The organism is Streptomyces ureilyticus, assembly GCF_011045025.1.
Classification (GTDB): Bacteria; Actinomycetota; Actinomycetes; order Streptomycetales; family Streptomycetaceae; genus Streptomyces; species Streptomyces ureilyticus.
Genome location: NZ_JAAKZX010000283.1, coordinates 1 through 10,029 on the forward strand (window position 1 = coordinate 1; position 10,029 = coordinate 10,029).

Annotated in this window: 11 protein-coding genes; 6 read left to right on the plus strand and 5 right to left on the minus strand. The window is 70.0% G+C overall.

Going from position 1 to position 10,029, the window contains the following annotated elements; translation table 11 throughout:
- Positions 1-809: MHYT domain-containing protein (locus tag G6048_RS43670; RefSeq protein ID WP_165345169.1), on the minus strand; the 809-nt coding region annotated here is incomplete at its 3' end.
- 277 nt (positions 810-1,086) lie between these two features.
- Here G6048_RS43670 and G6048_RS43675 point away from each other — a divergent pair.
- From G6048_RS43675 to G6048_RS43685, 3 genes are all read left to right on the plus strand, one after another.
- Entirely contained in the window at positions 1,087-1,962 is an 876-nt protein-coding gene (locus G6048_RS43675; protein ID WP_165345170.1) for a glycerophosphodiester phosphodiesterase, read from the plus strand.
- Between the two features lie 90 nt (positions 1,963-2,052).
- The gene (locus G6048_RS43680; protein WP_165345171.1) at positions 2,053-2,607 is read left to right on the plus strand and encodes a methylated-DNA--[protein]-cysteine S-methyltransferase; all 555 of its coding nucleotides are present in this window, start codon (positions 2,053-2,055) and stop codon (positions 2,605-2,607) included.
- A gap of 102 nt (positions 2,608-2,709) precedes the next feature.
- Positions 2,710-3,996 carry an MFS transporter gene (locus G6048_RS43685; RefSeq protein WP_165345172.1) on the plus strand — a complete coding sequence of 429 codons (1,287 nt, stop codon included), beginning with the start codon at positions 2,710-2,712 and terminating at the stop codon, positions 3,994-3,996.
- A gap of 11 nt (positions 3,997-4,007) precedes the next feature.
- Here G6048_RS43685 and G6048_RS43690 read toward each other — a convergent pair whose 3' ends face one another.
- Entirely contained in the window at positions 4,008-4,436 is a 429-nt protein-coding gene (locus tag G6048_RS43690; protein ID WP_165345173.1) for a VOC family protein, read from the minus strand.
- Positions 4,437-4,536: 100 nt separating this feature from the next.
- Here G6048_RS43690 and G6048_RS43695 point away from each other — a divergent pair, with 100 nt between their 5' ends.
- Together G6048_RS43695 and G6048_RS43700 are read left to right on the plus strand one after the other, a co-directional pair.
- A complete protein-coding gene (locus G6048_RS43695) occupies positions 4,537-5,439 on the plus strand; it encodes a pseudouridine-5'-phosphate glycosidase (protein WP_165345174.1) in 903 nt (300 codons plus the stop codon).
- Positions 5,440-5,476: 37 nt separating this feature from the next.
- The gene (locus tag G6048_RS43700; RefSeq protein ID WP_165345175.1) at positions 5,477-6,427 is read left to right on the plus strand and encodes a carbohydrate kinase family protein; all 951 of its coding nucleotides are present in this window, start codon (positions 5,477-5,479) and stop codon (positions 6,425-6,427) included.
- A gap of 30 nt (positions 6,428-6,457) precedes the next feature.
- Here G6048_RS43700 and G6048_RS43705 read toward each other — a convergent pair whose 3' ends face one another.
- Positions 6,458-7,252, minus strand: a complete 795-nt coding sequence (locus G6048_RS43705; protein WP_165345176.1) for a methyltransferase domain-containing protein — start codon at positions 7,250-7,252, stop codon at positions 6,458-6,460.
- A 181-nt stretch (positions 7,253-7,433) separates the two neighbouring features.
- On the opposite strand from G6048_RS43705, the gene G6048_RS43710 reads away from it, so the two are divergent.
- The gene (locus tag G6048_RS43710) at positions 7,434-8,561 is read left to right on the plus strand and encodes a magnesium and cobalt transport protein CorA (RefSeq protein WP_165345177.1); all 1,128 of its coding nucleotides are present in this window, start codon (positions 7,434-7,436) and stop codon (positions 8,559-8,561) included.
- A 77-nt stretch (positions 8,562-8,638) separates the two neighbouring features.
- Here the strand turns inward: G6048_RS43710 and G6048_RS43715 are convergent, their stop codons facing one another.
- Together G6048_RS43715 and G6048_RS43720 are read right to left on the minus strand one after the other, a co-directional pair.
- Positions 8,639-9,067: a CBS domain-containing protein gene (locus G6048_RS43715; protein ID WP_165345178.1), complete on the minus strand. Its 429-nt coding sequence runs from the start codon at positions 9,065-9,067 to the stop codon at positions 8,639-8,641.
- A 170-nt stretch (positions 9,068-9,237) separates the two neighbouring features.
- Positions 9,238-9,870, minus strand: coding sequence for a nucleoside/nucleotide kinase family protein (locus tag G6048_RS43720; RefSeq protein ID WP_165345179.1), 633 nt, complete (start codon positions 9,868-9,870; stop codon positions 9,238-9,240).
- Positions 9,871-10,029: the final 159 nt, after the last annotated feature.

The window sequence follows — 10,029 nt, forward strand, 5'->3', positions numbered from 1 at the left end:
GACGTGGGCCGGCGGCCGGTGTGGCGGACCATGTGGGCGGGGATTCCGGGCTTCTTCTGGGCGGGGCTCCACTCGGGGTTGCCCATGACCGTCAGCGGGTCGAACATCACGACGGCGCCGGCCAGCAACAGGAACGTGAGAGGGCCGATCAGCATGGGGGCCAGCAGGGCCGCGGGCGAGTCACCGGCGGGGACGTTGGTGGTGCCGTGCAGATGGACGCTGAGCGCGGCCATGCCCGTGTAGTGCATGCCGCTGACGGCGAGGCCCATGACGAGGCTCGCGCCCACGCTCCACAGGAAGCCGCGGACCTGGCCCGCCGCCCAGAGCGCCGCCGTCGCGGCCGCGACGGCTATGACGACTGATGCGGCGACGGTGAAAGTGTTGTACTCGAGCTTTCCGTTGAGTCGCATTCCGGCCATGCCCAGGTAGTGCATCGAGGCGATGCCCAGGCCGGTGATGGTGCCTCCGGTGAACAGGGCCGTTCCGGAAGCCCCCTTGTAGCCGACGATGAAGATCCCTATGCCGACCATGAGGATCGCGACGCCGAGGCTCGCGAACGTGATCGGCTTGTCGTAGTGGATGGGGGTCTCCTGGACGGAGAAACCCATCATCGCGATGAAGTGCATGGTCCAGATGCCGGAGCCGATCGCCGCGGAGCCCAGCGCGAGCCAGCCGGGCCGCCAGGAGTGGGCGACCAGCATCGATCTGGTGGTGCAGCGCAGGCCCAGCGCACCACCGAGGCAGGCCATGAGGTACGCCACCAGCGGTGTGACGAGTCCGTAGCTGAATCCGTCGACCGTGCCCTGCATGCGCGGCTGCCCTTCCGCCCTGTTGCGTCCCGGAATGTCGTCCAACGCCCCCGTCCCAGGACCGCCATGGCGGCCAGGGTTGACGCAGAGAGTATGACTCCCACCGGAGCGCTCGAACGATTTTCCGGCAAAGAAACACGCCCTTGCCCCAGTTGTGCGGCACTGGTGATCGCCGTCGGGCAACTCCGTTCAATCTGTGGCCATCCTGTACCTCCCTCCTGTTGACACTCTGCTGTCACGCTGGAGCGGCCCGTGACCACAGACGCAAGGAGTACGCATGCACGCGCGCGCTGCCGTCGGCACGACCACAGCACTCCTGGGAGCCGCCGTCCTTGTTCTGCCCCTCTCCCCCGCTCACGCCGCGGTGGGCGACGACCGGCCGCTGGTCGTCGCCCACCGCGGTGCTTCCGCCTACGCTCCCGAGAACACCCTGGCCGCCGTCGACAAGGCGGCGGAGCTGGGCTTCCGCTGGGTCGAGAACGACGTTCAGCGCACCAAGGACGGCGAGCTCGTGGTGATCCACGACGACAACCTGGCACGCACGACCAATGTCGAGGAGGTCTTCCCCGGCCGGGCTCCATGGAAAGTCGCGGACTTCACCGCGGCGGAGATCGCGCGCCTGGACGCGGGCAGTTGGTTCAGCCCCAAGTACGCGGGCGCGCGCGTGCCGACACTGGAGCAATACATGAACCGGGTCTCCCGCAACCACCAGAAGCTCGTGCTGGAGATCAAGAAGCCCGAGCTCTATCCGGGCATCGAGAAGGACACCCTCAAGGTCCTCAGCAACGAGGGCTGGCTGGGTCCGCGCCACGTACGGAGCAAGCTGGTCATCCAGAGTTTCAGCGCGGACAGCGTACGAACCGTGCATGAGCTGCGGCCCGACATCAAGACGGGCTTCCTGGGCACGCCGGCGGTCGCGGATCTGCCCGCGTACGCGAAGTTCAGCGATCAGATCAACTCGACGCACACATCCATCTCGGCCGATTACGTCTCCTCGATCCAGGAGCTCAAGGGACCGCACGGCAGGCAGCTGGAGATCTTCACATGGACCGTCGACACCGCGGACGGCGCGCGACGCGTCGCCGACTTCGGTGTGGACGGCATCATCACGAACAAGCCCGACGTGATCCGTGCGGCGCTGAACGAGCTCTGAGGCTCTCGACCGGAGCGCCTACCGGTGGCGCGGACGCCGCACGCGTCCGCGCCACCGGCGTTGTCAGTGGTGCACCGTACGGTGGAGCGCATGAACAGCCATGGGCAGAACGAGCAGCGGGTGGTGTGGACCGTCGTCGGCAGTGACATCGGTCCACTGTTGCTGGCCGCGACGGGCGAGGGCCTGGTCAACGTCGTCTTCCACGCCACGGAGGCGGTGCGCGACAAGGCGCTCGACCGACTGGAGTCCCGGCTCGGCACCGAGCCCGTCGAGGCACCCGACTCCCCGCTGCTGGCCGAGGCGATACGCCAGCTTCAGGCGTACTTCGCGGGTGACCGGCACGACTTCGAGCTGCCGCTGGACTGGTCCCTGATCTCCGGGTTCAACCGCCAGGTACTGCACGAGCTGGCGTCCGGCGTTCCGTTCGGGAAGGTCGTGGGGTACGGCGACCTGGCCGACCGCGTGGGTCAGCCGGGCGCGGCGCAGGCCGTGGGCATGGCCATGGGCGCCAATCCGCTGCCGGTCGTCGTGCCGTGCCACCGGGTCGTCGAGAGCGACGGCGGAATCGGCGGCTTCGGGGGCGGTCTGGAGACGAAGCGGAAGCTGCTGGCGCTGGAAGGGGTGCTGCCGGAGCCGTTGTTCTGAGGGCGTCCCGAATTCGGAAGACCGAGTTGGGAAAAGGGGGGAGACTGCGCCGGTGACCACATCCTTCACGCGTGCGCACGCCTCCGGCACGGCGGGTTCACCATGAGCGCCGTCGAACGGCAGTCCGCCGTGCCTGGCGACGCGATCGCGCTATCGGCACTGCAACGCCGTACATCCGCTGTGCTCATCGCCAGTCAGATCCTGGGCGGGCTGGGCGTCGCCACCGGCATCGCGCTCGCTGTCGTACTGGCCGAGGACATCAGCGGCACGGAGTCGCTGGCGGGACTCGCGCCTACGGCGACCGTCACGGGGACGGCGGTGCTCTCCGTGCCGCTGGCCGCGCTGATGACCGCGCGCGGTCGTCGTCCGGGGCTCGTCCTGGCCTATCTCATCGGTGCCTTGGGCGCGGGCCTCTGCGTGATCGCCGCGGCCGTCGGCAACTTCCCGCTGCTGTTGCTCGGCATGGCGGCATTCGGCGCGGCCTCGTCGGCGAATCTGCAGGCACGCTTCGCGGCCGCCGACCTCGCCGAGCCCCAGCGACGGGCCCGGGCCATCTCGAACGTCGTATGGGCCACCACCATCGGTGCGGTCCTCGGCCCCAACATCGCCGCACCAGCGGGGCGCAGCGTCGCAGGGCTCGGCATACCGGAGACGGCGGGCCCCTTCCTGTGGGCGTCCGGGGTCTTCCTCCTCTCGGCGCTCGTGGTCGCCGTGCTGCTGCGCCCCGACCCGCTGCTCACCGCCCGCGCGCTGGCACCGGTCGCGGAGCAGTCCGCGGAGGCGCGCTCCATACGGGCCGGGCTGGCCGCGGTGCGGGCCTCTTCGCGCGCCCGTCTCGCCCTTGTGACGGTGGCCGTTTCGCACACAGCGATGGTCTCGGTCATGTCGATGACGCCGGTCGACCTGGATCACCATGGCGCGAGCATCGATCTGATCGGACTGGTCATCAGCGTCCATATCGCGGGCATGTACGCGTTCTCGCCGATCATGGGACGGTTGTCGGACCGGTTCGGGCGCTTCTCGGTGATAGGCCTCGCCGTGGGGCTGCTGGCCTGCGCGGCGCTGCTCGCGGGCACCGCGGGCGGCAGCCACTGGCAGAGCGCGGCGGGGCTCTTCCTGCTGGGCCTCGGCTGGTCGGCCGGCCTTGTCTCGGGCTCCGCACTCCTCACGGACTCCGTGCCCCAGCCCGCGCGCGCCGCCGCGCAGGGGCTGTCCGACCTGACCATGAACACCTCGGCGGGCGTCGGCGGCGCGGCAGCGGGCCTCATCGTCGCGCAGGCGGGCTACGGCTGGCTCAACCTCATCGCCGCCTGCCTGCTGCTGCCGCTCGGCGCGCTGGCACTGTTCACCCGCGGCAAGCACAAGGCGGGCACGGCGATATCCGGCTAGGCGATATCCGACTACTCGTAGTGCCGTGCCTCGAAGACGTTTCCGTCCGGGTCCCGGAAGTAGAAGCTGCGCTTGGCCATTCCGCGGGCGCCGAACGCGTCGTACGAGAAGTCCGAGACGGGGACGGCCCGCTCCTCTAGACGAGCGCGGAGCGCGTCGAAATCCTCACCGGGGAGGGACAGGCATACGTGGTTGACCGGGTGGCCGGCGCTTTCCGCCGCCCCGGGGACGGCGTCCATGCGTGCGGCCAGCGGCAGGGGCGCGAGGTCGAAGATGGTTTCGTCATTGAGGCGTACAGAGGGGAACGACACCGTCCCCGCGGCGTAGTCGGTGACCCTGAGGGGCTCCATGCCGAGCGTCTTCTCGTAGAAGTCGGCCGAGGCGACGGGGTCGCGCACCCAGAGGACGACGTGGTCAAGACGTATCGAGTTGTCCATCATGGTCCCAGGCTGCTGCCCCCTTCCCGCCGCCGCAAGGGTTTGGCCGGACGGGCCGCCCGCCAGGAATGATGGGGAGAGCCGACAGACAGGAGGCACGCGCGTGCTGGTGTCCGAAGAGGTACGGGAGGCGCTCGCTGCGCACCGGCCGGTGGTGGCCCTGGAGTCCACGATCATCGCCCATGGGCTGCCGCGCCCACGCAACCTCCAGGTGGCGCTGGAACTGGAGGAAACCGTACGCCAGGAGGGGGCCGTTCCCGCGACGATCGCCGTCCTGGACGGGCAGCCCCATGTAGGCCTCGACAAGGAGCAGTTGGAGCGGATCGCGAACGAGGACGGCATCCGCAAACTGGGTCATCGCGATCTGCCGCTCGCCGTCGCCACGGGAGCGAGCGGGGCGACCACGGTGTCCGCGACGGCACTGCTGGCCGCGCGGGCGGGCGTGCGCGTGTTCGCGACGGGCGGCCTCGGTGGCGTACACCGGGAGTGGACGGTCACCCAGGACGAGTCCGCCGATCTGGGGCTCCTTGCGCGGACCCGGATCACGGTGGTGTGCGCGGGCGTGAAGTCGATCCTGGACGTGCCGGCGACGCTGCAACGCCTGGAGACGCTGGGCGTCGCGGTCGCCGGGTACGCGGCGGGACGCTTTCCCGGCTTCTATCTGTCCGACTCGGGGCATCCGGTGGACTGGACGCTGGAGTCACCAGCCGAGGTCGCGGCGGTCATGCGCGCTCAGGACGCGCTCGACGGGCCCGAATCCGCCCTGATCGTCGCGAACCCCGTGCCCGAGGCTGAGCAGCTCGATCCCGGGCTCCACGCGCGCGTGCTGGCCGACGCGCTGCAGGCGTGCGAGGCGGAGGGCGTGACCGGCCAGGCGGTGACGCCGTTCCTGCTCGACTATCTGGTCCGGCACACGGACGGGGCGTCACTGAGCGCCAACCTGGCGGCGGTACGCGGCAACGTACGGCTCGCGGGGCGGATCGCGGTGGCCTGGGCGAGGGCGTGACCGGGGCGAGCGACCCCGTGGTCTGGGCAGGCGAAGCATGAAGCAGCCAGGTGGGGACGCAACGAACCCGTTGCGTCGTGACCGTCGTGATGGAGCCCTTCTTGTCGTCGGCGACGTCGTCACGGACGTCGTCGCCCAGTACCGCGGACCCCTCGCCTCAGGCACCGATACGGCCGCCGCCGTTCGGACCGTGCCGGGCGGCGCGGGCGCCAACGTCGCATGCTGGGCGGCCCATTGGGGCTGTGCGGGGGTGCGGCTCCTCGGCCGGGTGGGTGCCGACGCCGCCGCGTGGCACGAGCGGGAGCTGATCGCTTCAGGGGTGCGTCCTCAGCTGGTCGTCGATCCCGTGGCGCCGACGGGGACGGTGATCTGCCTGGTGGACACGGGTGCTTCGGCGGAGCGTACGTTCCTCACGGACAGCGGAGCCTCGCTGCGGCTCGACCCCGACGACTGGTCGCCGTCGCTGCTCGACGGCGTCGCGTGGCTTCACCTGTCGGGCTACTTGTTCTTCTCCGAGTCCTGCCGGGCGCTGGTGAGGGTGGCTCTGGAGTCGGCACGCGCGCGTGGCGTGCCGGTGAGCGTGGATCCCGCGTCGGCGGGGTTCCTCACCGAGCTGGGTGTGAACCGGTTCCTCGCGCTCGCCGAGGGGATCGACGTACTGCTGCCGAGCCGGGACGAGGCCTGCCTGCTCACCGGGCTGCCCGATACGGCGGACGCGGCGGCCAAGTTGAGCCGCAATGTCCCGCTGGTGGTGGTCAAGCAAGGCGGCGCCGGGGCTCTGGTGGCCGAGTCGGGCATCGTACGGGATCTCGTCCCGGCGACGCCCGCGGCTCCCGTGGACACGACGGGAGCCGGGGACGCCTTCACCGGCGCCTTCCTGGCCGCCCTGCTCTCGGGAAGCCGGCCCGGGGAAGCGGCGGCGGAGGGATGCCGAGCGGGGGCGCGCGCGGTGGAGCGGGTGGGCGGGAGGCCTCAGACAGACACGTGACGGCCGCTGTCTCCAACCGTCGCTCCGGGGCTACGCCTTGCGCCCCCACGCCGAGATCAGCGGTGCCGTGGCCAGGTCCATGGCGCCTGCCGCCACGTTCGCCAGGTGCCGGTCGATGTCCTGGGCGGTGACGTGGCCCGCCGCGACGAGGTGGTCGCGGACCTGGCGGACCGTCGCGGATTCCAGGGCGGCGCAGGCGGGCGAGGTGATCGGGAAGTAAGCGTCGGCCTCCACCTGTCGCAGTCCGGCCTCGCGGAGCAGTCGCGGGAGCCGACGGCCGTACGCGAGCTCGGCGCCGCGTTCGGCGAGCAGATGGCGGAAGGCTTGGCGCAGCCGGTTGGCCAGCTCCTGCTCGGTGCCGCGCTCGTCAGGCCAGAGCAGTGGTTGCAGGGATGGGTCGGCGTCCTCGACCAGGAGCCGTCCGCCGGGCCGAAGGGCCTTGATCATCGACCGCAACGCCCGTTCCCTGTGCGGCACATGGGACAGTACGAGCCGGGCGTGCACGAGGTCGAATCCGTCGCCCGGCGGCTCGTCCACGCCCACGTCGTGCACGCGCACCTCGACCGGTGCCCGGGTGGCCGAGGCCGCCCACGAGGTGTCGATGTCGGTCGCGACGACCCGTCCGGTGGGGCCGACCTTCTTGGCCAGCCAGGACACCACGGATGTGCCGCCCGCACCGACCTCCCAGCAGCGCCAGCCGGATCCGATGCCGAGCTGCTCGATGTGGCGGAACGTCGTGGGGTCGAAGAGGGCGGCGAGGGCCTCGAAGCGCTGCCCCGCCTCAGTCTGCCGGTTGTCGAGGAGATAGCCGTCGGTTCGCGTCATGCAGGAATCATCCCAGTTGTCCCGCTTATCCGTAATGGGGGATGCTCCCGTCGGCGTATGCCAGAACTACCGGAGCGGAATACTCCGTTCCCACAGGCTTCCCCCGCCACCGAAGCAGGCTGGCAGACTGGCCGCGGCGGGCGCAGAGTGCGGCGCGAAGAGATCCACGAGGAGATTCCAGATGTCGATGGCAGGGAATCTGCGGAAGGTCACAGGCCTGGGCAGGGTCAGCGGCCTTCGCAAGGTGGCGCGGCTGACACGGCGGCGCCCCCGTGTGGACTTGAGTCACCCGGCCCGGTCTCCGCTGGGCTCCGCAGTGGTGAACTGCGTGGCGTACGAGGACGGGACGAGAGTGCCCGGCGGTCGCGATCTCGTAGAGACGGTCGAACAGGTCAGCAAGGCCGGCCACGGTTTCGTCTGGCTCGGGCTGCACGAGCCGACGGAGCTGGAGTTCGCGGGCATCGCCGAGCTCTTCGACCTGCACCCGCTGGCAGTCGAGGACGCGGTGGACGCCCATCAGCGCCCGAAGCTGGAGCGGTACGGCGAGACGCTGTTCGCGGTGTTCAAGACGGTCTGCTACGTCGATCACACCGAACTCACCGCGACCAGCGAGGTGGTGAACACCGGCGAGATCATGGTGTTCGTCGGCCACCACTTCGTGATCACGGTACGGCACGGCCGGCACGGTTCGCTGGGCCCGCTGCGCGAGGAGTTGGAGGCCGATCCCCAGCAGCTCGCCAAGGGACCGGCCGCGGTACTGCACGCGATCGCGGACCATGTGGTCGACGACTATCTGAACGTCACCGATTCGGTGCAGGCGGACATCGACCAGGTCGAGACGGATGTGTTCGCGGAGAACGGCGCACGGGCCGACCCCGGGCGCATCTACCAGCTCAAGCGTGAACTCCTCGAGCTGAAGCGGGCGGTGGCGCCACTGAGCCGCCCGCTCATGGATCTCGCCACCCGGCCGATACGGGTGGTCGATCCGGAGATACAGGCTTACTTCCGCGACGTCTCCGACCATCTGCTGCGGGCGACCGAGCAGATAGCCGCGTTCGACGAACTGCTCAACTCGATTCTGCAGGCGCACCTCGCACAGGTCAGCGTCGCGCAGAACGAGGACATGCGGAAAATCACGGCATGGGCGGCGCTGATCGCCGTGCCGACGATGGTCTGCGGTGTGTACGGCATGAACTTCGAGCACATGCCGGAGCTGCACTGGAAGTTGGGTTACCCCTTGACGCTCGGTGTGATCGCCACTGCCTGCTTCGTCCTGTACCGAGGCTTCAAGCGCAACGGCTGGCTGTGACACCGGCCGGGACGCTCCTCGTCCGGCACGGCCGGCCGGACGAGGGCGGGTTCCCGGTGGCGGCGGGAATCCCGGCATCAGCGGGTGGCGGTCCTCGCGTAGACGCTCTCGGCCCAGTGCGCGAGCTGTTCGTCCGTCAGATGCGCGGCCAGATCGGCCTCGCTGATCATTCCGACCAGACGCTTGTTCTCGATCACAGGAAGGCGGCGGATCTGGTGCCCCTGCATTTCGCCGAGCACTTCGCTGACATCGGCGTTCGCGTCGATCCAGCGCGGTGTGCCCTGGGCCATCTCGCCCGCGGTGACGCGTGCCGGGTCGTGGCCCATGGCCACGCAGCCGACCACGATGTCGCGGTCCGTGAGGATGCCGCAGAGCCGTTCGTTCTCGTCACTGATGGGCAGCGCTCCCACATTGAGTTCGCGCATCAGCTGGGCCGCCCGGTCCAGGGTCTGGTGGGCGGGGATCCACTGGGCACCGCGGTGCATGATGTCTCCGGCAGTGGTCATGAAGTACCTCCCGATGCCGGCGGGCCGGCGCGGCGCGGGGACGCACCGCTAGTCCCGACGCCCTACATTCTCGCCGGGCAGGAAGCGATACGCACCCGCACCTGCCCGGATCCCGGCCGCCCTGCCGGGAGAGAGCTGGTGAAGTGGTCCAGAGCCACTCGCCGTCGCGGTCAGCCGTTCCATGCCGGGTGCCGTGGGTCGTCCGCGCGCACCAGGACGTCGGCGGTGTCGCCCGGAGTCACCTCGCTCTCGTAGCGCTCGAACGCGGGAAGCGTCCAGTGCTCGCTCTCGGGAGTGCGTCGGCGCAGGGCACCCGGAGAGAGGCGTACGTGGACGGTGAAGTCGAACGGGAACCAATGACGCAGTAGCAGTGGGCCGTGCAGCAACAGCAGGGCGCCGGGCGGGAGTTGGACGTAAGGGCTGCGGGTGGCGCGGTCGGCGACCGGATCCCAGAGGTCGGGCAGGACGCGGCCGTCACTGCCGGGGTCCAGCGGACCGAAGACCTCGCGCCACAGGGCCCCCGTGTCGAACCAGCCGTCGTAGTACGCCTCCACGTCCCGGTGACCGTGCTCGAACCGCAGCGAGGCAGGGCGCAGGAAGCCCTCCGCGCCGACGACGACCGCGGACCGGCCGCGCAGGCGAAGGGCTTCGGCCACGCGTTCGGCGAGATCACCGGGGTCGGCGGCCGGGGCTCCGTCGAAGGCGATGCGCGGCCAGGGGCTGCCGTCGTCCGGCTTCAGACCGAGCAACCGCTCGGCGAGAAGGTCGCCGAGGCGCTCCCAAGTGATCGCTTCGAGTCGCACAGGGCCATGATGCCGCGCGGGCGGATGCGGGGTGCGCTCACCCGCCGTCCCGGCGGGTGCCGCCCGCTCGCCTCGATCAACTTCGTGACCTGCCACGACGGCTTCACCCTGCATGCTCTTGCGCATGGCGCGACGGAAGGAGACGCGGGAGGCTGTCTC

Coding starts and splice junctions, on each gene's coding strand:
- G6048_RS43675 (WP_165345170.1), top strand. CDS start 1,087: ATGCACGCGCGCGCTGCCGTCGGCACGACCACAGCACTCCTGGGAGCC.
- G6048_RS43680 (WP_165345171.1), top strand. CDS start 2,053: ATGAACAGCCATGGGCAGAACGAGCAGCGGGTGGTGTGGACCGTCGTC.
- G6048_RS43685 (WP_165345172.1), top strand. CDS start 2,710: ATGAGCGCCGTCGAACGGCAGTCCGCCGTGCCTGGCGACGCGATCGCG.
- G6048_RS43690 (WP_165345173.1), bottom strand. CDS start 4,436: ATGATGGACAACTCGATACGTCTTGACCACGTCGTCCTCTGGGTGCGC.
- G6048_RS43700 (WP_165345175.1), top strand. CDS start 5,477: ATGAAGCAGCCAGGTGGGGACGCAACGAACCCGTTGCGTCGTGACCGT.
- G6048_RS43705 (WP_165345176.1), bottom strand. CDS start 7,252: ATGACGCGAACCGACGGCTATCTCCTCGACAACCGGCAGACTGAGGCG.
- G6048_RS43710 (WP_165345177.1), top strand. CDS start 7,434: ATGTCGATGGCAGGGAATCTGCGGAAGGTCACAGGCCTGGGCAGGGTC.
- G6048_RS43715 (WP_165345178.1), bottom strand. CDS start 9,067: ATGACCACTGCCGGAGACATCATGCACCGCGGTGCCCAGTGGATCCCC.